General features: G+C 65.0%; 19 protein-coding genes and 2 pseudogenes. 12 read left to right on the top strand and 9 right to left on the bottom strand.

The features are described from left to right. Positions 1 to 3: 3 nt before the first annotated feature. From AC4PTO_RS04915 to AC4PTO_RS04890, 6 genes are all read left to right on the top strand, one after another. Positions 4 to 2,565, top strand: a complete 2,562-nt coding sequence (locus AC4PTO_RS04915) for a molybdopterin-containing oxidoreductase family protein (RefSeq protein WP_492732444.1) — start codon at positions 4 to 6, stop codon at positions 2,563 to 2,565. Between the two features lie 12 nt (positions 2,566 to 2,577). Continuing rightward, positions 2,578 to 3,243: a 4Fe-4S dicluster domain-containing protein gene (locus AC4PTO_RS04910; protein WP_492732442.1), complete on the top strand. Its 666-nt coding sequence runs from the start codon at positions 2,578 to 2,580 to the stop codon at positions 3,241 to 3,243. Next, positions 3,236 to 4,003, top strand: coding sequence for a TorD/DmsD family molecular chaperone (locus AC4PTO_RS04905; protein WP_492732440.1), 768 nt, complete (start codon positions 3,236 to 3,238; stop codon positions 4,001 to 4,003). The genes AC4PTO_RS04910 and AC4PTO_RS04905 overlap by 8 nt, the downstream gene beginning before the upstream one ends. A gap of 68 nt (positions 4,004 to 4,071) precedes the next feature. Next, positions 4,072 to 5,037, top strand: a complete 966-nt coding sequence (locus AC4PTO_RS04900; protein WP_492732438.1) for a 4Fe-4S binding protein — start codon at positions 4,072 to 4,074, stop codon at positions 5,035 to 5,037. After that, entirely contained in the window at positions 5,034 to 6,971 is a 1,938-nt protein-coding gene (locus AC4PTO_RS04895; protein ID WP_492732436.1) for a sensor histidine kinase, read from the top strand. The genes AC4PTO_RS04900 and AC4PTO_RS04895 overlap by 4 nt, the downstream gene beginning before the upstream one ends. Next, on the top strand, positions 6,958 to 8,328 hold the full coding sequence (locus tag AC4PTO_RS04890) for a sigma-54-dependent transcriptional regulator (protein ID WP_492732431.1): 1,371 nt from the start codon (positions 6,958 to 6,960) through the stop codon (positions 8,326 to 8,328). Before AC4PTO_RS04895 ends, AC4PTO_RS04890 begins: the two co-directional genes overlap by 14 nt. 27 nt (positions 8,329 to 8,355) lie before the next feature. Here AC4PTO_RS04890 and AC4PTO_RS04885 read toward each other — a convergent pair whose 3' ends face one another. The 3 genes from AC4PTO_RS04885 to AC4PTO_RS04875 form a co-directional block, all read right to left on the bottom strand. Further along, positions 8,356 to 9,135 (bottom strand): enoyl-CoA hydratase-related protein, encoded by a 780-nt coding sequence (locus tag AC4PTO_RS04885; RefSeq protein WP_492732428.1) that lies wholly within the window; start codon positions 9,133 to 9,135, stop codon positions 8,356 to 8,358. Positions 9,136 to 9,147: 12 nt separating this feature from the next. Then, a complete protein-coding gene (locus tag AC4PTO_RS04880; RefSeq protein WP_492733544.1) occupies positions 9,148 to 10,821 on the bottom strand; it encodes an AMP-binding protein in 1,674 nt (557 codons plus the stop codon). A 66-nt stretch (positions 10,822 to 10,887) separates the two neighbouring features. Next, positions 10,888 to 11,916: a GlxA family transcriptional regulator gene (locus AC4PTO_RS04875; protein ID WP_492732426.1), complete on the bottom strand. Its 1,029-nt coding sequence runs from the start codon at positions 11,914 to 11,916 to the stop codon at positions 10,888 to 10,890. Between the two features lie 222 nt (positions 11,917 to 12,138). On the opposite strand from AC4PTO_RS04875, the pseudogene AC4PTO_RS04870 reads away from it, so the two are divergent. From AC4PTO_RS04870 to AC4PTO_RS04855, 4 genes and pseudogenes are all read left to right on the top strand, one after another. Then, positions 12,139 to 12,405, top strand: a pseudogene (locus AC4PTO_RS04870) (hypothetical protein); the annotation flags it as partial. A gap of 112 nt (positions 12,406 to 12,517) precedes the next feature. Continuing rightward, a complete protein-coding gene (locus AC4PTO_RS04865; RefSeq protein WP_492733542.1) occupies positions 12,518 to 12,649 on the top strand; it encodes a 4Fe-4S binding protein in 132 nt (43 codons plus the stop codon). Further along, entirely contained in the window at positions 12,643 to 12,906 is a 264-nt protein-coding gene (locus AC4PTO_RS04860; protein ID WP_492733540.1) for a chaperone NapD, read from the top strand. The genes AC4PTO_RS04865 and AC4PTO_RS04860 overlap by 7 nt, the downstream gene beginning before the upstream one ends. A gap of 15 nt (positions 12,907 to 12,921) precedes the next feature. Next, positions 12,922 to 13,185 (top strand): annotated as a pseudogene (locus AC4PTO_RS04855) (twin-arginine translocation signal domain-containing protein); the annotation flags it as partial. A gap of 55 nt (positions 13,186 to 13,240) precedes the next feature. Here the strand turns inward: AC4PTO_RS04855 and AC4PTO_RS04850 are convergent. The 5 genes from AC4PTO_RS04850 to AC4PTO_RS04830 form a co-directional block, all read right to left on the bottom strand. Beyond that, a complete protein-coding gene (locus AC4PTO_RS04850; RefSeq protein WP_492732424.1) occupies positions 13,241 to 14,026 on the bottom strand; it encodes a TniQ family protein in 786 nt (261 codons plus the stop codon). Further along, positions 14,023 to 14,904 (bottom strand): TniB family NTP-binding protein, encoded by an 882-nt coding sequence (locus AC4PTO_RS04845; protein ID WP_492732422.1) that lies wholly within the window; start codon positions 14,902 to 14,904, stop codon positions 14,023 to 14,025. The genes AC4PTO_RS04850 and AC4PTO_RS04845 overlap by 4 nt, the downstream gene beginning before the upstream one ends. 1 nt (position 14,905) lies before the next feature. Further along, complete coding sequence (locus tag AC4PTO_RS04840; RefSeq protein WP_492732420.1) at positions 14,906 to 16,540, bottom strand: TnsB C-terminal domain-containing protein; 1,635 nt, start codon at positions 16,538 to 16,540, stop codon at positions 14,906 to 14,908. A gap of 80 nt (positions 16,541 to 16,620) precedes the next feature. After that, positions 16,621 to 16,986 carry a hypothetical protein gene (locus AC4PTO_RS04835; protein ID WP_492732418.1) on the bottom strand — a complete coding sequence of 122 codons (366 nt, stop codon included), beginning with the start codon at positions 16,984 to 16,986 and terminating at the stop codon, positions 16,621 to 16,623. Positions 16,987 to 17,077: 91 nt separating this feature from the next. Continuing rightward, complete coding sequence (locus tag AC4PTO_RS04830) at positions 17,078 to 17,236, bottom strand: hypothetical protein (RefSeq protein ID WP_492732417.1); 159 nt, start codon at positions 17,234 to 17,236, stop codon at positions 17,078 to 17,080. 221 nt (positions 17,237 to 17,457) lie between these two features. On the opposite strand from AC4PTO_RS04830, the gene AC4PTO_RS04825 reads away from it, so the two are divergent. Beyond that, positions 17,458 to 18,312, top strand: a complete 855-nt coding sequence (locus AC4PTO_RS04825; RefSeq protein WP_492732415.1) for a universal stress protein — start codon at positions 17,458 to 17,460, stop codon at positions 18,310 to 18,312. Positions 18,313 to 18,368: 56 nt separating this feature from the next. After that, entirely contained in the window at positions 18,369 to 20,198 is a 1,830-nt protein-coding gene (locus AC4PTO_RS04820) for an SLC13 family permease (protein ID WP_492732413.1), read from the top strand. Positions 20,199 to 20,416: 218 nt separating this feature from the next. On the opposite strand, the gene AC4PTO_RS04815 is transcribed toward AC4PTO_RS04820, so the two are convergent. Continuing rightward, a complete protein-coding gene (locus AC4PTO_RS04815) occupies positions 20,417 to 21,049 on the bottom strand; it encodes a tyrosine-type recombinase/integrase (RefSeq protein ID WP_492732411.1) in 633 nt (210 codons plus the stop codon). Between the last annotated feature and the right edge of the window lie 691 nt (positions 21,050 to 21,740).

The following is a 21,740-nucleotide window of genomic DNA, read 5'->3' as shown; positions in this document are numbered from 1 at the left end:
GCCATGAACAGCTTCAACCCCTCGGCCTGGGCGCGGCTCTTTACCCCCACGCGGCGCGAGTTCCTGCGCAGCTCGGCCGCCGTGGCGGCCACGACGCTGGTGCTGCCCGCCACCGCGCGCCGGGCCGGGGCCTTCGCCTACGAGCCCTATCCCCGCGACGACGATCTCGAGACGGTCGTCACCTCTTGCGCGCATAACTGCGGCTCGCGGCACATGCTGGTCGCGCACAAGAAGGGCGACGTGATCGTGCGCCTGTCCACCGATAACGGCAGCTATCAGGGCGATGCCTATGGCACCGATACCGAGGAAAAGCCGCAGCTACGGGCCTGCCTGCGCGGACGCAGCTACCGCTCGCGTCTCTACAGCCCCGAGCGGCTGCTGTATCCGATGAAGCGCGTCGGCCGGCGCGGCGAGGGCAAGTTCAAGCGCATCGGCTGGGATCAGGCCCTGACCGAGATCGCCGAGCGGATGGTCTATCTGCGCGACAAATACGGCCCCCAGGCCCTGCTCGATCAAAGCTATGCCGGCGCCTCCTATGGCGTCTTGCACAAGTCCGACCAGATCGAGGGGCTTCTGGGCCGCTTTCTGGGCATGTTCGGCTGCCGCACCTCAAGCTGGTCGGTGCCCTCGTATCAGGCCACGACATTCTCCAGCCGCATGACCTTCGGCACGATCGAGGACGGCAACGAAGACGATGCCTATGCCCATTCCAAACTGATGATCATGTGGGGCTGGAACCCGGCCTACACCTTCCACGGCGGCAATACTTTCTATTACCTGCGCATGGCCAAGCAGCGCGGCTGCAAGTTCGTGCTGGTCGATCCGCAATATACCGACTCGGCCGCCGCCTACGATGCCTGGTGGATCCCGATCAAACCCAACACCGATGCCGCCATGATGGCGGGCATGGCCCATCACATCTGGGCCAACGGTTGGCACGACCAGGGCTTCATCGACCGCTTCGTGCAGGGCATGGACCCCGGCACCACGCCCGACTGGGCCTATCAGCGCGGGCATGAAAGCTTCCGCGAATATATCGAGGGGACCAATGACGGGGTGCCCAAGACCCCCGACTGGGCCGCCGCGATCTGCGGCGCTCCCGCCGATGACATCCGCAAGCTGGCCGAGATGTATGCCACCACCAAGCCCGCCGCGCTGAAGGCAAGCTGGGCGCCCGGCCGCAACGCCTATGGCGAGCAATACAACCGCATGGCCGCCGCCCTTCAGGCGATGACCGGCAATATCGGCATCCTGGGCGGCTGCGCCGAGGGCGTGGGCAAGGGCTGGCATGCCGAGGCGGTGGCCTATCCCTACGACCAGTTCGCCAATGTCTGGTTCGCCTCGATCAAGTCGGACCGTTGGGCGCATGCGGTGCTCAACTATCCCGATGTGAGGCGCGAGGAGATCGGCCTCTGGCCCCGCTCGGACCAGTGGGACGGGGTGGTGCCGAATATCCGCGGCATCTTCTGGCAGGGCTCGGACTGGTTCAACCAGCTCACCAACATCAACAAGGAGATCGAGGCGATCCGCAAGCTCGATGCCGAGGGCGAGAGCGAAAGCCTGTTCGTCTGTTCCGACAGCACCATCACGCCCACCGGCATCTGGGCCGATTACCTGCTGCCCGTCGCCACCCATTTCGAGCGCCACGACGTGGCCCTGCCCTGGTACAAGGGGCATTACTACATCCACCGCCCGAAGGTGATCGAGCCCCTGGGCGAAAGCAAGACCGACTTCCAGATCTATACCGCGCTTGCCTGGCGGCTGGGGTTCGGGCCGGGATACAATCCCAAGGCCGATGCCTCGTATTTCGAAAATCCCGACGCGGTGGACGAGGCCTATCTGGTCGACTGGTGGCACCGTGTGCAGGACCACCAGCATGTCGAGATAAGCTGGGAAGAGTTCAAGCGCCGCGGCGTCTACAAGTTCATCCTGCCGCAGCCCCATGTGGCCTTCCGCGCGCAGATCGAACAGGGGCTGCCGTTCCAGACCGCCTCGGGCAAGATCGAGATCCTCTCGGGCCAGCTTGCGCAGATCGACGACTGGACGCGCACGCAATACGGCTACGAGATCCCCGCGATCCCGAAATGGATCGAGCCGTGGGAAAGCCTCAACAGCGCGCTGACCGAACAGTTCCCCTTCCACCTGATCAGCCCGCATCCCCGCTGGCGCACGCATTCGATATTCAACAACATCCCCTGGCTGCGCGAAACCTTCACCCAGGAGGTGACGCTGAACGCCGCCGACGCGCGCAGGCTTGGCGTCGAAACCGGCGACACGGTCGAACTGTTCAACGACCGCGGCCGCGTGGTGGTGCCGGTCTATGTGACCGAGCGCTGCATGCCCGGCGTCGCGGTCCTGCACGAAGGGGCCTGGATGGATCTGGACAGCGACGGCGTGGACCGTTCGGGCAACCCCGATTTCCTGACCAAGGACGATCCCAGCCCCTCGGGCGCCTTCGCCTACAACACGGTGCTGTGCGATATCCGCAAGACCGAGCTGGCCCACCGGCCCGGCTGGGACCAGCTGGCGACGGCCCGGTCCTTCATTTTCCGGCGCGACGAGTAAGGAGGGCAGGCCATGGGCAATATCAACAAGGAACAGATCAAGGCCAATGCCGCCCGGCGCAAGCGCGAGGGCTATACCCCCGTGGTGCCCGACCTTCAGCTTGGCTTCATCCACAACAACGTGGATTGCATCGGCTGCCGCGCCTGCGAGATCGCCTGCAAGGACAAGAACGGCCTTACCGCGGGGCCGCGCTTCCGCCGCGTGCAGTATATCGAGGGCGGCACCTATCCCGAGGTCTTTGCCTTCAAGATCAACATGTCGTGCAACCATTGCGCGGAACCGGCCTGCCTGCCGGCCTGCCCGACCGGCGCGATCTTCAAGCGCGCCGATAACGGCGTGGTCGACATCGACAGCACGCTGTGTATCGGCTGCCGCAAATGCGAAGCCGCCTGCCCCTTCGGCGCGCCGCAATTCAATGTCGAGCTGAACATCGTGCAGAAGTGCAACATGTGCATCGACGAACTGGAGGCCGGGCGCGATCCCTACTGCGTCTCGGCCTGCATGATGCGGGTGCTGGATATCGGGCCGATCGACCAGATGGATGCGGGCAGCCTCGAGACCAAGGCGCGCGGGCCCAATGACGAGATCGTCCGCCAGGTCAGGTCGATGGCCAGCCCCGAACTGACGAACCCCTCGATCCGTTTCGTGCCGCATTCGAAGGGCCGCGTCGATGAATGAACGCGCGCCCGCCCTGCCCGAACCCGATGCTGCGGCCCGCGCGGCCCTGGATGCCGCGCAAGAGGCCCTTGCGATCCTGATCCGCCTGCATGACCGCGAGGCCGATGCCGCGCTGATCACCGGGCTGAAGGGCATCCAGGCCGGCATGCTTTTCGCGGCCCTTCTGGGCTCGCGCATCGGAAAGCAGGCGGCCGGGCTGCTGCAATCGGCGCTTGATGCGCTGCCCGAGGCGGCCGATCCGCATGTGCTCGACCGTCTGGCCGTCGATTATGCCGAGATCTACCTGACCAACGGCTTTCGCATCGCGCCCGAGGCCTCGGTCTGGCTGACCGATGAGGGGCTGGAGCGGCAGGAGCCGATGTTCGAGGTGCGCGACTGGTATACCCATTACGGCATCGCCGTGCCCGACTGGCGCAAGCGCGCCGACGATCACATCGTGCACGAATTGCAGTTCGTGGCCTTCCTTCTGGCCGAGGGCAGCGCGGTCGCCATCCGCGACGCTGCGCGGTTTCTAGACCGCTGCGTGCTGCCCTGGGTGCCGCAGATGGGCCGCCGCGTGGCGCAGCGCGCGGAGACGCAGCTTTACGCCGCAACCGGTATGCTGACCGCCGAGCTTCTGGAGGCGCTGCGCGCGCAACTGGAGCAGATCACCGGCGAAGCGCCGAACCCGCGCCCGGTGACGCGGGCCGTGGCGGAAAAGACCTGCGGTATTGTCCCCGCCGAACGCCCCTATGTGCCGGGGCTGAGTGAAAGCTGGTGAGCGGCACGGCGCAGACGCGCGGGCCGGTCGAACTTGCCGCAGGCCGGTGCGTGACGGCGCATATGCCGATGTCGGATTGTATGGCCTGTGTCCTGGCCTGTCCGCATGACGCGCTGGACACCGCCGGGGCGGGGCTCGCGCTTGATCCCGCGCGCTGCACCGGCTGCGGCCAATGCACTGCCGCCTGCCCGCCGGGCGCGCTGTCGTTGGCCCCGGCCCTCCCCTCCCCCATCCGGGCCAGGGCCGGGCAGGTCGCGCTGATCGCCTGCGCCCGTGCAGCCCACGCGCCCGCGCACGCTGCCCCTTGCGCGCAGGCGCTCGGGCTGGGCGATCTGGCGCGGCTCTGGCTGGACGGGGTGCGGGTGCTGGCGCTTGCCACCGGCGATTGCGGCACCTGCCCCGAGGCCACGCCCGCCGGTCGGGACGGGCTTGCCGAACGGATTGATCTTCTGGACGCACTGCTGGCCACGCGCGGGCGCCCCCCTCTGCATGCCCGCGTCGCCCCGCCGGCGCTGATCCGCAGGCTTGCCCTTCCGCAGGACCACGCCGACGACACCGCCCGCCGCGCGGCCCTGGGCCTTCCCCGCCACAGCACCGCGGACACCGCCGCAGGCCTCGGCCCTGCCGGAGCGTTGCGCCGCCTGCAAGACCTGCCCCCCGCCCCCGGGCAGGCGGCGCTTTTCGCCGCCGCTCCCCGGATCGCGCCCGCACACTGTACGGGCTGCGATGCCTGCGCACGGATCTGCCCCGAGGGCGCCCTGATCCTTGTCAAAGACAGCAATAGCACAATGCGCTACGATATCGACGCCCCGGCCTGCACCGGTTGTGGGCTATGTGAGGAGATTTGCGACGAAGACGCCGTGGATGTGCAGCGGCCTGCCGGGACAGTTTCGAGAGTGACCCTTTTTCCGTATACCTGCCGCAGTTGCCGCGCGCAGATGCACCACCCTTCCGCCCGATTTGCGGCAAAGGGCCTATGCCCTGCCTGCCACCGCTCTGCCCGTCATCGCCAGCCGGTTCTGGTGCTGGAATGATCGTTACACGGCTTGCCAACTGGGCAGAGACCCGTATCCAGCGCAAGCTTGTCCTGGCGCTGGGCATTCCCTTGGTGCTGGTCTCGGCGCTGTTTCTGGTTCTGGTCAGCGCGATCTACCGCCATCAGCTGATCTCGGTCCATGCCCGCGCCGCCAGCCAGATCAACGAACTGATGCAGGGCACGCTGGAAAACGCGATGCTCAAGCGCGACATCCCCGGCCTGATAGCGATCCTCGAGGGGGTGGGCGGGCAGGACGATATCGCAAGGGTGATGATCCTCAACCCCGAGTTCGAGGTGCGCTTCTCGACCGATCCGGACCGTGTGGGCACCGTGCTGGACAATGCGGACACGGCCCGCGCGCTGACAGAGCGAACCCCCCGAACCCGCTATCTGGCCGAAACCGGGCATGGAGGAACCGAGACGGTGCTGCGCTCGGTCAATCCGGTTCTCAACCGCGACGAATGCCGCGCCTGCCATGACGAAAAGGAAACCCATCCCGTCAACGGGCTTCTGGTGGTCGATTACCGCGCCGACAGGATCCGCGGCGAAGCGCTTGGCGGGGCGTTCGGGCTGGCGGTTCTGGGACTGCTGGCCATCACCCTTGCCTCAAGCGCGATGTGGGTGGCGTTGCGGCGCATGGTGCTGCGGCCGCTTGCGCAACTGACCCGGGCCAATGACGCCCTGGGACGCGGCGAGATGCGCACCCGGATCGCCGTCAGGGGCCGCGACGAGATGGCCGGGCTTGGCCGCGCCTTCAACCAGATGTCGCAAGAGATATCGCACCACCTCGACACGATCTCGCGCTCCGAGGCGGATCTTCAGGCGCTGATCGACGCGGTTCCCGACGGGCTGCGCGTGATCGGACCCGATTTCCGCATCCGCCATGCCAACCGCGCCTTTTGCGAACAGGTCGGCCAAAGCCCCGAGCAGGTTCTGGGCGCCCCCTGCCATGCGGTCAGCCACGGCCGCGACACGCCCTGCCCGCATACGCTGGTGACCTGCCCGGTCGTCGAGCTGATCGAAAAGGGCGGCCGGGCAGTCACCTTCCGCGACCGCCACTTTACCGCGGCCCCGGACGGCAAGGCCCATGTGGTCGAGGTGTCTTCGGCCCGGATCACCCTGCGCGAAGACGGGGCGGAACTGCCCTGCGTGCTTGAGGCGATCCGCGATCTCGACGTGCAGGCGCGGATTTCGCAGGAAGAACGGCTGAGCGAGATCGGCCTTCTGGCCGCCGGCGTTGCACATGAGATCTACAACCCGCTTTCCTCGGTCGGCTTTCTTCTGTCCGAGATCGAGCGCCGGGCGATGCCGGTGGAGGCCGGCCCCGAGGCCGAGCATTTCGACGCGATCCGCGCCGAGATCGCCAAATGCATCGAGATCACCGACAACCTGCTGCTGCTGTCCGCCCCGCCCGGCGAGGGGCGCACCCTGGTCGAGTTCGAGCGCGTCGTGCACGGGGTGCTGTCGCTGCTCAACTATCAGGCCGGGCAAGGCGCGATCGCGGTGCGGGTCGCGCTGGAACCCGGTCTGCGCGTCATCGCCTCGGACAGCGACTTGCGGATGCTGCTGACCAACCTTCTGCTCAACGCCTTCCACGCGATGCCCGGCGGCGGACAGGTTCTCGTGCGCGGCTGGCGCGCCGGACACGAGGTGCACCTGGCCATCGCGGATACCGGCGTCGGCATCGCCCCGGCCGATCTGGAGCGCATCTTCATGCCGTTCTGGTCGCGCCGGGCCGACAGCTCTTCGGGGCGCGGCCTTGGCCTGTCGATCGTGCGCGCCATCCTCGAACGGCAAAAGGCGCGCATTGTCGTGGACAGCCGCCTCGGGGCCGGCTCTACCTTTACCGTATCCTTCCCCGACCCCGACGCCCCCGACCCCGTGCAAGACACCCCCGGCAACCCGAAACATTTGCCCCATGACGCCAGTTGAACACCCCCAAAGCCGCCCGATCCTCGTCATCGAGGACGATCCGACGCTCAACCGCCTGCTGTGCACGCAGCTTGGCGGGCTGGGCCATGACGTGCGGGGCGTGCGCAGCCGCGCCGAGGCGCTGGACGCGTTAAGCTATTTCGTCCCCACCCTGACGATCCTCGACATGCGGCTGCCCGATACCGACGGGCTGTCCTTCCTGCCCGAGCTGCGCGAATACAGCCCGGTGATGATCCTGACGGCCTATGGCTCGATCGATCAGGCGGTCAGGGCGGTCAAGGCGGGCGCGGTGGAATACCTGGTCAAGCCGATCACCTCCGAGGGGCTCGAACTCGCGCTTGCGCGGTTCTTCGAGACCGCCGCCCTGCGCCGCGACCTGGCCTTCTGGCAGGCCAAGGCGCAAAGCACCGAGCCTTCGGTCCTGATCGGCGACAGCCCCGCGATGAACGAGCTGCGCCGGATCGTGGGGTTGATCGCGGCCTCGGACGCGCCGGTGCTGATCTCGGGCGAGAACGGCTCGGGCAAAGCGGCGGTGGCCGAGGCGGTCCACGCTCAGAGCCCGCGCGCCAATGCCCGCTTTCTCAGCGTGGATTGCGATGCCGGGCTGGATGCGGCCGATCTGTTCGGCACCCTGCCCTCGGCCGGCGGCCCCCGGCACGAGGGGCTGATCGCGGCGGTCGAGAACGGCACGCTCTACCTCGACGAGGTGGAAAAGCTGCCCTCCGCGCTTCAGGGGCAGGTGCTGCGTGTGATCGAACAGGGCAGCTACCGGCCCGCGGGTTCGGCCGTCACGATCCGCTGCCCGGTGCGCATCATCGCCTCCTGTTCGGTCAACCTGGAAGAGGCGGTCCGCGAAGGCAGCTTTCGCGCCGAGCTGTTCTACCGCCTGTCGGGCCTGACGCTGCATGTGCCCTCGTTGCGCGAACGCGCCGCCGACATCCCCGAGCTTGTGGCTTTCCTTCTGGAGAAACGCGGCTTTCAGCGCGGCGTGGAAAAGCATCTGGCGCGCGAAACCATCGCGGCGATGCAAAGCTACGACTGGCCCGGCAACATGCGCGAGCTGCGCAACGCCGTGGAGCGCGGCCTGATCATGTCGGCCGGCCGCGCCGAGATCCTGCCCGAAGACGTGGGCCTTGCCGGGCGCAGCACCGCCGCCACGCCCGTCACCGGAACCGGCGTCGTGCTGCGCTTTGCCGAACCGCCGACGCTGGACCAGATCCGCGACAGCTACCTGCAACTTCTGCTCGACCGGTTCGGCGGAAACCGCCAGATGCTGGCGCGCACCTTGGGCATTTCGGAACGCAACACCTACCGGCTGCTCAAGAAGGCCACGGACGAAACGTCCGGCGAGGGCTGACGCACAGCCGGGCGGGCCCGATCGCGCCTATTTCCCGCGCCAGACGGGCGGGCGCTTTTCGGCAAAGGCGATCGCCCCCTCGCGCGCATCCTCGGAGGCGATGCAGCGGCGCAGCCATTCGTCGTTAAGCCGCCACAGATCATCTTCGCGCCCGCCCGCAGACCCTGCCTCGACCAGCGCGCGCCCCGCCTGAAGCGACAGGGGCGCATTCGCGGCAAGCCGTTCGGCCAGGACCAGTGCCGCCTCAAGCAGGTCTTCTTCGGGCACGACCCTGTTGACCAGGCCGAATTGCAGCGCGCGTTCGGTATCGAACAGCGCACCGCCCAGCACGATTTCGTTGGCGATCGCGCGGGGCAGGCGCGCGGCCACCCGGAAGGCACCGCCCGCCCCCGCCACCAGCCCGAGCCCCGCTTCGGGCAGGCCGAAGCGGCAGCCCTCGGCCGCGACGACCAGATCGCAGGCCAGCATCAGCTCGAACCCGCCCGCAAGAGCCGCACCATGGACCGCCGCGATCAGTGGCTTCTTGCGCGCATGGCTGACGAAGCCGCCGAAGCGGCCGGGGCCGAACAGGATCTCGTCGGCCTCGCCATCGACGAAGGCGCGCAGGTCCATGCCCGCGCTGAAAACCGGGCCATGGCCGCGCAGGATGCCGACGGCCAGCCCGTCATCGGCCTCGAGGCGCTCCAGCGCCGCGCGCAAGGCGCGGGTGGTGGCCGCATCGACGGCATTGCGCCGCCCCGGCCGGTTGAGGGTGATGAGCGCCACCGGCCCCCGCGTCTCGAATTCGATCTCGGTTCCTGTCTGCATGCCTGCCTCCGTTCAGTTCCCGCCCCGGCCGCGCGCCTCTGCCTCGGCCAGTTCGCGCAAGCTTCGCCGCACGATCTTGCCCGTGGTGGTCATCGGCATTTCGTCGATGAAGCGCACGACGCGCGGATATTCATAGGCCGCAAGCCGCGTCTTCACATGGGCCGCGATTTCCCCGGCCAGAGCCTCCGAAGGCGCGTGGCCGTCATTGAGCACGACATAGGCCGCCACCACCGCGCCGCGCACCGGATCGGGCATGCCGACGACCCCGGCCAGCCGGACCGCGGGATGGCCGATCAGGCAATCCTCGATCTCGGCCGGGCCGATGCGATAGCCGGCCGAACTGATCACATCGTCGTCGCGCCCGACAAAGCGCAGCCGGCCGTCGGGCCCGCGCATGCCGCAATCGCCCGTCAGCAGCCAGCCATCCGCCCTGCCGCCCACGAATTTCGCCTCGGTCGCCTCGGGGTTGTTCCAGTAGCCAAGGAACATCACCGGATCGGGGGCGCGCACGGCGATCGCCCCTTCCTCGCCATCGGCCAGGACCGCGCCGGTTTCGGCGTCGACCACCTCGACGACATGGCCGGGCACCGCGCGGCCCATGGCGCCGGGCACCGCAGGTTCCAGCGCGGCACAGGACGACACCACCATGTTGCATTCGGTCTGGCCGTAGAATTCGTTGATCGTCACGCCAAAGGTCTTGCGGCCCCAGTCGATCAGCTCGGCGCCCAGTGTCTCGCCCCCGCTCGCGATCGAGCGCAGATCGACGCCAAGATCGGCAATCCCCTCATCGGCGCGCATCATCTTCAGCGCGGTGGGCGGCAGAAAGACGTTGCGGATCCCGTGCCGCACGATCAGCTCTGCCGCGGCGCGGGCGGTGAACTTCTGGAACCTGCAGGCGACCACGGCGATCCCGTGATGCAGGCCCGGCATCAGCACATCCAGCAGGCCGCCGATCCAGGCCCAGTCGGCCGGCGTCCAGAGCCTGTCACCCGGCTGCGGCAGGAAATCGTGGCTGATCTCGACCCCCGGCAGATGGCCCGGCAGCACGCGATGGGCATGCAGCGCGCCCTTGGGGTTGCCGGTCGTGCCCGAGGTGTAGATCAGGATCGCCGGATCGTCGGCCCGCGTGCGCAGGGGCGCAAATTGCGCGGGTTCGGCCGCGCAGGCCTGCGCATAGCTTTCGGCGCCCGCCACGGCCCCGTCGACGCAAAGCAGGGTTTGCAGATCGGGAAGCTGCGGCAAAAGCGGGGCCAGCTTTTCCACGCCCGCGGCATCGGTCACCACCACTTTCGCGCCGGAATCGCGCAGCCTGTGCAGCAGCGCCTCGGGGCCGAACAGGGTGAACAGCGGAATCGAGATCCCGCCCAGCTTGGAAACTGCGATATGCGTCACCGCCGTCTCGACCCGCTGGGGCAGAAGCACGCCCACCCGGTCCCCCGGCGCGGCACCGATCCCGCGCACGCCGCGCCGCACAAGCGCATTGGCCAGGCGGTCCGACATCTCCTTGAGATCGCCAAAGCTGTAATCGTGCGCCTGCCCGGCCGGGTCCACGTCGATGATGGCAAGGCGGCCGGGATCGGCCTTTGCCCATTTGTCGCAGACATCCACGCCGATATTGTAGAACTCCGGCACCTCCCATCGAAATGCCGCGCGCACCTGTTCGAAACTCTGACCGGATTTCAGCATCATGGCCCCTCCTCCGCGCCGGAGTAGGACAGAAATCCGCACGACAGGCAAGCCGCCTGCCCGGCCTCAGCCGTCGCGCCTGCGCAGCGTGCCGATGCTGTGATTGTATTTCGTGGGCGCGATCCCGAAGCGCGCCTTGAAGCTTTTGGAGAAATGCGCGACCGAGCTGAACCCGCAGGCGGTTGCGACCTCGAGCAGGCTCATGTTGGTCGTGCTCATCAGGTTGCGGCCGCGATCCAGCCGAAGGCCGCGGTAGAAATCGCCGGGGGTTTCGCCCAGAACCGAGGTGAAAAGCCGCTCGATATGGCGGCGCGAATAGCCCGCCACCTGCGCCAGCTCCTCAAGCGTCAGCGGGTCTTCGAGATGGGTGTTCATCAGGTTGACGATCGCCAGCAGGCCCGGATTGCGCGAGCGGATCACCACCGAAAGCGAGCTGCGCTGTTCCGGTTCGACCCCCACCATCACCTTGCGCAGGCACATGTCCGACACCATGGCCGCGAATTCCGCCCCGTGATCGCGCGCGATCACCGACAGCATCATGTCGGTCGAGGCCGCGCCGCCGCCGCAGGTCATGGTCCGGCCGGAAATCTCATACATGCCCGAGGTCGGCATCAGCGTGGGGAAATCCTCGCAGAAGGCGGGCTGGTTTTCCCAGTGCAGGGTAAAGCTGCGCGCGTTCAGCAACCCGGCCTTGGCCAGGGCGACCGCACCGGTGCAAATCCCGCCGACCGCGCCGCCGAACCGCGCATGGCGGCTGACCGCCGCGACGACGGCGGGGGCCGCCGCCGCGCGGGCCGGGTTGCCCGAACAGACGAACAGCCCCGTGTCGCGCGGCAATGCCTCCAAAGGGCCATCGACGCAAACCGAAATCCCCGAAGAGCTGCTGACCGCCGCGCCGGTTTCCGACAAGAGCCGCCATTGATAAAGCGGCTGCTGGGACAGCTGGTTGGCGATGCGCAGCGGCTCGACTGCCGAACTGAAGGCAAGCAGCGTGAACCCCGGCACAAGGACGAAGGCGTATTTCCGGGTGCCCTCGCGGGTGGACAGGGGGAAATAGGCCGCCCCAAGCGGGACGATCGGCTGTGGCTGCGACATTCTTTCTCTGCCGTTGTCAATTCTTTTGCATCAGGACGCCATAATGCCAGAGCCGGACGCAAGAGGCGATCCGAAATGATGCGCCCGGACGCCGGAATGCCATCCCGTCACATCGGTGCCAGAAAATAGAACCCCACCCAAATGACTTTGGTCAAGGAGGGGCTCACAAGATGTTGATAGCGAACATGGCAATCGGCACGCCTAACGAATGTCTGGCCAGCCATGTGTATCACCTCGTCAAATCCTGCCGCACGCGGCGCAGCGATACGGGGTGGTGTTTCCGAAAATCCGCAAGCTGCGCGTGCTGACGCGATGCCGGACCGGCGTGCGTTGCTGCGCGGTCGGCCGAACGATCCTCAGGTTCCGCGCCCGCCGGGGGCATTGGCAAGCCTTGCCTTCGGTGAGGCCTGCCCCGGTTGCGGCGATTGCGCCCGCGCCTGCCCCGCATCCATCATTCTTAAAGATGCCGACGGGCTTCCCGTCGTGGATCTACGCGAAGGTGCCTGCACCTTCTGCGGCGCCTGCACCGAGGCCTGCACCGCCGGCGCCCTTCTGCCCGGAACAGGCGATCCGCTTCCGGCTGCTGACCGGCGGGCGGGCCATGCCGATCATCGAGACGGACGATTGCACCGGCTGCGGCGCCTGCATCGGCGCCTGCCCCGGCGGCGCGATCGGCACCGTCCGCGCCACCCCCCTTCCCGTTTCCGAGCCGATGGAGACCCGCCCATGCTGAACATCTGCGGCTGCCTTGTCCGGACCCACCCGGATCATACCGAGGCCGTCATCAATGCGATCAACGCCACACAGGGCGGAGAGGTGCACGCCCACAAGGATGCCCGCATCGTCGTGACCGTCGAGGATACCCCCTCCTGCCTGGCCTCCGATCAGATCATGGCCCTGCACCAGATCCCCGGCGTGCTCGCCGTGACGCTGACCTACCACCATTTCGAGGCGCTTGAAGACGAAAACGCGCCCCAGACCCTTTCCTGACCGGGAGACTGACCCATGACCCTTGAAACTTCTCGCCGCTCTTTCCTCAAGGCAACCGCCGCGGCCGCGACCGCCTCGGCTGCCGGAATCTCGCTTCCCGTTGGCGCGCAGGCGGCCGCGCCGGGTGCGGATATCCGCTGGGACAAGGCCGTGTGCCGGTTCTGCGGCACGGGCTGCTCGGTTCTGGTCGGCGTCAAGGACGGCCGCGTCGTCGCCACCCAGGGCGACCCGGAAGCGCCGGTGAACCGGGGCCTCAACTGCATCAAGGGCTATTTCCTGTTGAGGCAGAGCCCTTAATTCTGAGACGAGACGCTTTCGGCATCGTGTTTTGCCCTTAAATGCGAGATTCGGCTGTCATGGGGCCTTTGCTTCTCGCGTGCCTTTGCGCGATGTGATCGACCGCGGCTAGCAATCGATGCTCCTTCTCAAAGGCGCGCAAGAGAGCAACCTTGGCAAAGTCGTCTATGGCGGAGCTGACGATGGCTGCCTTAGCCAAGGGATGAGATCGCGCGGCGGCGATTGCGGCAAGGCAGAACAGCCTCACTTCCGGTTTGTGGCTCTGAAGAGCAAACAACGGCCCCCCGTGGCAGCCCTTAAGTGACATGGCAAAGGTGACCGCGCGCATTGCGCGCCGAAGTTGCCTGGGGCCTTGCGATCGCGCGGCGCATTCAAGCATCCCTGCCCCGCGGCGCGCGCGGTATATCAGTTTCTCGGATACTTGTTCGTCACCGGTTTTGCCGAGGGTCTGCACAAGTCTCGTCCCACAAACTTGACAGTCGAATGCCCAGGCCCGCCTCCAATGCCTGAGCGAAAGGCCCTCTCGGGAGCATTGCAGACAATGCTGGAATGGCATCTGGGCCGTCAGCGAGGCTTCGCGTGGCGTCATGGCCGGAAAGACCAAAGCCTGTACAACATCTGGGGCGACCCGTGCGGCGTTGGCAATCTTCTCCGCCGTTGCCGCATCGATGCTGAAGTCCAAGGCGGTGCCATGCGTGATATTGACTTCGATATGAGCCAGCAGTTCGGCGTCATCACAGTAGTTGGCCGCAGCCAAGCGAGACAACCAACCTGACAACAACTCGTCTGGCAACGGTGCGACAATCTTGGGCAGCGGCTTCACACGCCGGATTTCTCGAGCCGCCGATGGGCCTTCGCATGGCGCGACCAAACCGGTGTCCATTTTCCGATCGCGTCATCAGTTATGCATTCTTCACCGGTGACAATGGCGTCGATGGAAAGATCTTTGATCAGGGCGAAGATGCGCGAAGTCACCCCGCCGCTCAGCGCCAGTATCTGCTTGAGCGACTTGACCTTCAGATTGGATTTCTTCTCGAGGGGCATTGCCGCGATGAGTGTCTGGATCATGTCCGAGAACTCGGCATCGTCGCGCCAGTTCGGCAGGTGATGTTCATCCAACCGCCTGGCAAGCTGGATATCACCACGGATGGCATCGACGGCTTCGCTGACCCCGAGGCAGACCAGCGACACTTCGAGTTCATTGCTGAGATACCGCAGAACATTGAGAAAGCGGCGCTGTTCGCGGTGGGTCCCGGCCAAGAGATTGTGAACCTCGTCGATCATGATCATCCGCAGGCCAAGGTCGCGCAAGAGCGCGATGACACGGACCTCTAGGGAAGCCACATTTTGAGCGCGCGCGCTCAGTGCCGTCGCAGGGGCGCCGACCGCGGCCAGGATGTGCAGGTAAAACCGCCGTTCGTCAGGTGCGGGCGGCGCTTGCAACAGCAGAAGCGGTGTGCGGGTGATGCCCGACGCCGGATCGTATTCTGGTGCGTACTTGCGCGACAGGTTTCGGGCAATCATCGTCTTTCCGATCCCAGAGGCGCCGTGCACAAGAAGCCCAGGCATACGGGTTTGTCGTGGCGCTTCGATCATGCCCTGCAAGCGGTCCAACACCTGTTCGGCCCGTGGAAAGCCGATCCAGATATCCGATTGAATGAGGGCGATCCGGCCGTCTTGTTCAGTTGTTCCTGCCCTCAATTCACCATCTCTCCACCTTGAACAATGGGCGCGATGTATCACCCGTATCGATTGGGCGCAGCCCTTCGGTTGACGAGACGGCCGAGTTGGCGCCCTCCAATGTCCCTTTTCTTTCACGGGATCGGCGTTCGGCCTTCGTCAGGCCACGGCTTTCAGCTTCGATCTGGCGTTGCTGTCGGATCAGCTCAGCCAGAACCAGCTCATTGGACCCGGACTTGCCAAGGGCCCGAGCCTTCCTCATGGCTTCGCGATATTCCCAGAGTGACACGGGCGGAATTTCCAGGTTTCTGTACCGCGCCTCAACATATCGGCGATCGTCGAGTTCGACCCAGATCATCGAGATATCGCGAGGATCGTAGCGAACGATTACCTTTCCATCCCCGCGCCCAATGTGGCCTGCAAGGGCATCGGACCAGTACCGTATCTGGAACAGATGGATGCCGTCACGCCTGATCTTGCGCGGTTCGCTGGGCAGGAAGCTCACCTGAAAGGCTTCCATCTCGAAGGGGATGTCGCCCGTCATTTGCTCTGAGAGCGCCTCCCATTTGGCAACGGGCGTGCAGCCAAGACTTGAATGAATGCTATTGTTGTAGCGGCAGATTTCCAAAGCAAACCAGCGATCGAATTCGCTCAAGGTCATTGTGGCCATGCCTTCGGCGTCATAGTCGCCCTTCGCCGCGATCGAGGCTTGCGTTGTTCCCGGCAACAGGTGAACGGCCCCCATCATCGTCCCGATCAACCGTTCGATGTGACCACCGAAGTGAGGACTTCCCGGCGGTCGATAGACCAGATCGATCCCCCATTCCGCGCATGCCGACCGAAAGGCCCGCGACCGGAAATCGCGGCCATTGTCGACGTGGATGCTTTGCGGTTTGCCCTGTGCGGGCCAAGGAATATTGCACGCCAATTCCGTCAGAAGTTCCGCCTTGGGGGCAACCGCCTGTGTCAGGCAAAGCGCCACTGACAGTCGCGAAGGCGCCTCGAGAGAAGTGTAGTATCCGGTTACCATCCGCGTTGCGATGTCGATCGCCAGCGTGACCCAAGGCCGCCCAATTGGTTGGCGTTCAAAGCTGTCGACAAGAATGATGTCCGCCGGCGTATGGTCGATTTGCACGATTTCCAGAGGATGATTTGCCTTGTTTTCACCCGTGACCGGCGCAAACTTCTGGCGGGCCGCCTTTGCGCCCTCTCGTGCCTTCGCAACTTCGCGGGCATCCATCGCATCCAGGCGACGCTGAACGGTCCGCCGTGTCGGCGGCTGCAAGCCCTGTTGCCAGCACGCGCTGCGGATTTCTGTCACGACGCGCGAGAGGCTCGGACGCTCCCGGCGCAAGAAATAGCGGCGAAGGTGCTCTTCGATCACCGCTTCGACCTTGCTGGATATCAAGGCCGTACCGGCTGGACGACCCCGTTTCCGCGGAGCAAGGGCACTGGTGCGTCCACCTTCTTCGACCAGCCGCTTTATCCAACGCCAGACCGTCGCCCTGCTGACGCCAAGCTCCCAAACGGCGTCATTGATGCCACGTTCCAGACTGCCAGTACCTTTCAGATATGCCTGAACAAGCGGACGCAGCACGACGGCCCTGCGCGCCTCTTCAGCACCAACGGCAACGGAGTCTTCGTCATCACTATCCATCGACATTTGCCGCACATATCTGTGAACCCTGTCTCAGGTTTAAGGGCAAAAATATCGGAATTAAAGGCAAAATCTCATATTTAAGGGCAAAGCATAGCCGTTGATTTCGTTGGATTTCTCATCTCACAATTAAGGGCTACGCGACACCAGTCATCGGCCATCCGGCGTAGGTTCAGCCCCAGCGAAACCTGAAACAGCAGCGTCGGCAGCAGGACATAGAGGAAGACACTGGCGCGGATGTTGATCTCGAACATTTCGACGGCAAGCGGCAGGCCGAGGGTTTCACGGCCATGCTCGACCAGCAGGACCGCACCAAGGCCGATCAGCGTGCCGATGATGGCCAGAACCACCGTGTAAGGTAGCCGGGTGCGGTCGGCCAGGGGCTCGCTCAGGGAGATGACGATGAACAACGCAGCAACGATGCTGACGAGCGAGATGACGTCCATGACAGACCCGGTGACTGCGATTGCTGTCATGTAAACGACAAGATCGGAAAGCCCGCCCCCAGATGCTTTGTTTCGCCCTCTGGGTCAATCCTCACGCATCTGATTTCTGCCTTCCAGTGCCTTGATCTGCCGCATCAATCCGACCGCTTCCTCGACGTCGATCTGACCGGCAATCCCGGCGGCGCGCCGCCTTGAGCAGCTCATCAAGGTGATCGTCAGGCAGGAAGGCAAGGATCAGCTGGAATGTCATGGATTCTCCCATTCGTAATCGCGGGCGATTGGCACCCTGCGGCGCATGCGTTCGGTCACAATCGCTGCAGACAGCACAGAGAGACCCGAGCGGATCATCGCCAGCGCGATCACGAATGGGGGGAATCCATGCATGGGCCCCGGGCGCTTTCGGGTTTTATCATTTGTGCTTCACTGCCATACTGCCGGGATATCCGATGTTTGACCATAAGCCCGCATGCCATGCTGAAATCGATCCTCGCCGCCTCTGACCTGTCGACCCGCTCCACGCCCGCTGTCCAGCGCGCCGTGCAGCTTGCCCAGGGTTTCGACGCGGCGCTCTGCGTTCTGCATGTGGTCGAGGACGACCTGTTCGAAGACCGGATGCGCGATGAGATCCGGAGCGCCGAGGATTACCTGACCGATCAGGTCGCGGGTTTCGGCAAGCCGCAGAGCGGCGAGGTCGCGGTCATGACCGGCCACGCCTTCCATGTCATCGGGGAAGAGGCGCGCGTTCGCGAGGCCGATCTGATCGTCATGGGCGCGCATCGGCGCCAGTTTCTGCGCGACGTGTTTGTCGGCACGACGGTCGAGCGTGTCACCCGCACGGCGGGGCGACCGGTTCTGATGGCAAATTCGAAGACTGCCGCGCGGTGGCGGAAGGTGTTCATCGCAACGGATATGTCCGAAGCCTCGGGCCATGCAGCCCGCAAGGCCCATGACCTTGGCCTGCTGAACGATGCCGATGTCTCCTTCGTCCATGGCTACGCGCCAATTTCGCGCCAGATGATGACCCATGCCGGCATCCCGGCCGAGCGGGTTCATGAGGAGGCCGAGCGGGACTTCCAGTCCACACGCCGCGAGCTTGGCCGGTTCATTCAGAGCCTCGACCTTGGTGATCTGGACTACAATGCCCGCATCATCGAGGGGGTAGGTGCGGATGCCATCGCCGGTCTTGTCGAACAGGCGAAGCCCGATCTTCTTGTGATCGGGACGCGCGGGCTATCCGGGATCAGGCGCCTGTTCCTCGGCAGCGTGGCGCAAGAACTAATGGGTAGCGTCGAGATCGACGTGCTCGCGGTTCCGCCGCAGGCATGATCGGCTGTATCACAGATATCCCGCGCTGCACCGCGCCGCTGCCCGAGGTGTAGTTGATGTCTCCGCTCGCAATGGTGCTGGCCCTGTTGGGCGCGGCGGTGGTCATGTTTGCGCTCAACCGCCCGCGCATGGATGTGGTGGCGGTGATCATGATGGTCGCGCTGCCGATGACAGGCGTGATCACCATGTCCGAGGCGCTGGTGGGTCTTTCGGACCCGAATATCGTATTAATCGCAGCCCTCTTCGTGATCGGCGAGGCGCTGGTGCGCACAGGCGTTGCGCAACGCCTTGGCGACTGGCTGACGGCACGCGCCGGTGCCAGCGAAGCGAAGCTGATCTTCCTCTTGATGGTGATCGTGGCGGGCGTGGGGTCGTTCATGTCCTCGACCGGCGTCGTGGCGATCTTCATCCCCATCGTCCTGCGCATCGCTCGCAACGCCCGCATTCCTGCGGGCCGGCTGATGATGCCGCTCTCGATGGCCGCGCTGATCAGCGGGATGATGACGCTGGTCGCCACGGCGCCCAATCTGGTGGTGCATTCCGAACTGATGCGGCAGGGGCACGAAGGTTTCGGCTTCTTCGCCTTCACCCCCTTCGGCGTCCCGATCCTGGTGTTGGCCATCCTTTACATGCTGGTCGCACGCCGCTTCCTCGCCCCGGGCCCGGCACCCGAGTTGCCCAAGCGCGCCGCGTTGACGGGCTGGGTCGCGGATTACTGTCTTGCCGGGCGCGAGCACAGGCTGCAACTTCGCGCGGGCTCTGACCTTGCCGGAATGCGGCTGGACGCCCTGGACCTGCGCGCCAGCGCGGGCATCAATATCGTCGCCATCGAGCGCGGCACTCGGTTCCGTCGCAAGCTTATCCAGCCCCGCGCCGAGACAGTGCTGGAAGCGGGCGACATCCTGCTGATCGACCGGCGCGCGAATGGCTCTGCTGGCTTCGATCTGGACAACCTCACGAAGGCGCACGATCTGATCGCGCTGCCGGTCTCTGGTCAGTGGTTCACGGACACGGCGCAGGAAATCGGCATGGCGCAGATCATTGTGCCGCCGACGTCGCGCCTGATCGGCAAAACTGTCACCGAGGCCCGATTCCGCAGCACCTATGACCTGTCAGTGATCGGCATGAAGCATGGCACAAAACCCCAGCCCGATCGTGTGATCGACGAGCCGCTGCGCCCAGGCGACACGCTGCTGACCGTCGGTCCCTGGCGCGCGATCCGCAAGCTGGCCGATGAACGGCGCGATCTGGTGCTGCTGGACCTGCCGGCAGAGTCGGATGAGGCCGTGCCTGCGCGCCACCGCGCGCCGCTGGCCGTCGGTGTTCTGGCACTGGTGGTGGTGCTGATGGTCTGGGGAATCGTGCCGAATGTGCAGGCGGCGCTGTTCGGCTGCCTGCTGCTGGGTCTGTTTCGCTGCATCGACATGGCGGGTGCATATCGCTCGATCCACTGGCAGAGCCTGATCCTGATCGTCGGCATGCTGCCCTTCTCGCTGGCGCTGCAACGCACCGGCGGGGTCGAGATCGCGGCGCAGGCGCTGCTCGGCGCGCTCGACGGGGCCTCGCCCCGGTTGGTGCTGGCCGCGATCTTCGCTGTCACCGGGCTGCTCGGGCTGTTCATTTCCAACACGGCCACGGCCGTCCTTATGGCCCCGGTGGCGCTGGCCGTCGCAAGCGCCCTCGACGCCTCGCCCTATCCGTTCGCCATGACCGTCGCGCTTGCGGCATCGGCTGCGTTCATGACCCCTGTCTCCTCGCCGGTGAACACGCTGGTCGTGGGGCCTGGCAACTACCGGTTCGCAGATTTCGTGCGGATCGGCGTGCCTTTCGCCGCGATCTGCATGGCCACCAGTGTGGTCCTGGTTCCGCTGGTCCTGCCCTTCTGATATAGCTTCGCATCAGCGCGTCGAAACTTTCCGGACTGCGTCTCACACGACTATTGATGACTCGCGATGCACTGCTGCCCCGTATCACACTCAGTGGCTTGGGGTGCCTTTAGCAATTGCGGCAAAAAAGATGAATGGCCGCTCTGGTGAATTCCGCAGAGCAAATCGAGGGGCAGCTTTGGGCCGACCGGCACAGAAGGTGCCCGTCGGCGGGATGGCTACAGGTCGATTCCCTCTGACAACGAAAGTGCGTCCTCGATGTCGACGCCGAGGTAGCGCACCGTGCTGTCCATCTTCGTATGGCCCAGCAGCAGTTGCACCGCCCGGAGGTTACCCGTCTTCTTGTATATCTGGGCCACCTTGGTGCGCCTCATCGAATGGGTGCCGTAGGCGCTCGGCTCCAGACCCAGCGACATGACCCAGCCCCGGACGATCCGGGCATACTGCCGTGTCGACAGGTGCGGGCTGCCGTGGATCCGGCTTGGCCACAGGAATTCGAGGCCGATCATCTCGGGGTCCCGGATCCAGCGCTCCAGAGATTGACGGGTCGTCTCGGTGATCTCGAACCGGACAGGCTTGCCTGTCTTGCTTTGGGTCATCGAGGCGCGTTCCTTCACATGACCTGCCGCGAAAACATCCCGGACCCGCAGGGCCACGAGGTCGCACCCGCGGAGCTTGCTGTCGACCGCCATGTTGAACAGCGCGAGGTCACGGGCGTTGCACGCCATTTCGAGCCGGACGCGGATCGACCAGACATGTCGCGGCAAGAGCGGGCGTTTCTGCCCAACGATGCGGCCCTTGTTCCAAGCGACGCGAGCGGGACGGAGAGCGGGGAGAAAATCGACGGACATGAGAACACCTCCAGTCCACCGGGCCCACCCTTCTTCGGTCACGCCGACCCAAAAAGGATACCACACCCAAGGCACGAAGTCGCGGCGTCGGGCGGACGGTCACCATTTCGATGCGTCGCCTTCCAGCCGCTGCACGACAGACGGTCTGAACGGACCCCTTGTGAGCATCTACATGCAAAACTGATGCCTTGTGTCGCGTAGCCCTTAATTCCGAGACATGACGCTTTGAGCGTCAAATTTGCCCTTAAATACGATATTCCAGCGCCTTCGAGCGGAGTTTCCGCGTCTTACCATAGAGTATCTGGCCGAACCCTGTCTCAGGTTTAAGGGCAAAATATCGGAATTGAAGACAAAATCTCATATTTAAGGGCAAAGGGTGGCCGTTGATTTCGTTGGATTTCTCATCTCACAATTAAGGGCTACGCGACAGGAGGCCTCTCCCGCGTCAGCGGGTTCGTTCAATCCTGAAAATGCACTTCTGCCAAAGTAGTGCTAGGTTGGTCCGACTTCTTTGCGGCACGAGATCCTGCTTCGAATTGGTTGATCCGGGGGCAATTTCCGCGAGTGTCATTCAAGGACGCACAAAAAGGCAGATGGATGGCAGGGCAACTGCTGTAAGGTCGGGCTAGGCCGAGCCGGCGATGCCGAATCTTGCAGCCCGACGGTGATTCATACCCGCATCGGCGCATCT

Source organism: Rhodobacter maritimus (genome assembly GCF_058747975.1).
Note: the sequence above shows the minus strand (reverse complement) of the source record. Positions and strands in the feature narration are given on the sequence as shown.

Coding starts and splice junctions, on each gene's coding strand:
- AC4PTO_RS04915 (WP_492732444.1), top strand. CDS start 4: ATGAACAGCTTCAACCCCTCGGCCTGGGCGCGGCTCTTTACCCCCACG.
- AC4PTO_RS04910 (WP_492732442.1), top strand. CDS start 2,578: ATGGGCAATATCAACAAGGAACAGATCAAGGCCAATGCCGCCCGGCGC.
- AC4PTO_RS04905 (WP_492732440.1), top strand. CDS start 3,236: ATGAATGAACGCGCGCCCGCCCTGCCCGAACCCGATGCTGCGGCCCGC.
- AC4PTO_RS04900 (WP_492732438.1), top strand. CDS start 4,072: ATGTCGGATTGTATGGCCTGTGTCCTGGCCTGTCCGCATGACGCGCTG.
- AC4PTO_RS04895 (WP_492732436.1), top strand. CDS start 5,034: ATGATCGTTACACGGCTTGCCAACTGGGCAGAGACCCGTATCCAGCGC.
- AC4PTO_RS04890 (WP_492732431.1), top strand. CDS start 6,958: ATGACGCCAGTTGAACACCCCCAAAGCCGCCCGATCCTCGTCATCGAG.
- AC4PTO_RS04885 (WP_492732428.1), bottom strand. CDS start 9,135: ATGCAGACAGGAACCGAGATCGAATTCGAGACGCGGGGGCCGGTGGCG.
- AC4PTO_RS04880 (WP_492733544.1), bottom strand. CDS start 10,821: ATGCTGAAATCCGGTCAGAGTTTCGAACAGGTGCGCGCGGCATTTCGA.
- AC4PTO_RS04875 (WP_492732426.1), bottom strand. CDS start 11,916: ATGTCGCAGCCACAGCCGATCGTCCCGCTTGGGGCGGCCTATTTCCCC.
- AC4PTO_RS04865 (WP_492733542.1), top strand. CDS start 12,518: ATGCCGATCATCGAGACGGACGATTGCACCGGCTGCGGCGCCTGCATC.
- AC4PTO_RS04860 (WP_492733540.1), top strand. CDS start 12,643: ATGCTGAACATCTGCGGCTGCCTTGTCCGGACCCACCCGGATCATACC.
- AC4PTO_RS04840 (WP_492732420.1), bottom strand. CDS start 16,540: ATGGATAGTGATGACGAAGACTCCGTTGCCGTTGGTGCTGAAGAGGCG.
- AC4PTO_RS04835 (WP_492732418.1), bottom strand. CDS start 16,986: ATGGACGTCATCTCGCTCGTCAGCATCGTTGCTGCGTTGTTCATCGTC.
- AC4PTO_RS04830 (WP_492732417.1), bottom strand. CDS start 17,236: ATGACATTCCAGCTGATCCTTGCCTTCCTGCCTGACGATCACCTTGAT.
- AC4PTO_RS04825 (WP_492732415.1), top strand. CDS start 17,458: ATGCTGAAATCGATCCTCGCCGCCTCTGACCTGTCGACCCGCTCCACG.
- AC4PTO_RS04820 (WP_492732413.1), top strand. CDS start 18,369: ATGTCTCCGCTCGCAATGGTGCTGGCCCTGTTGGGCGCGGCGGTGGTC.
- AC4PTO_RS04815 (WP_492732411.1), bottom strand. CDS start 21,049: ATGTCCGTCGATTTTCTCCCCGCTCTCCGTCCCGCTCGCGTCGCTTGG.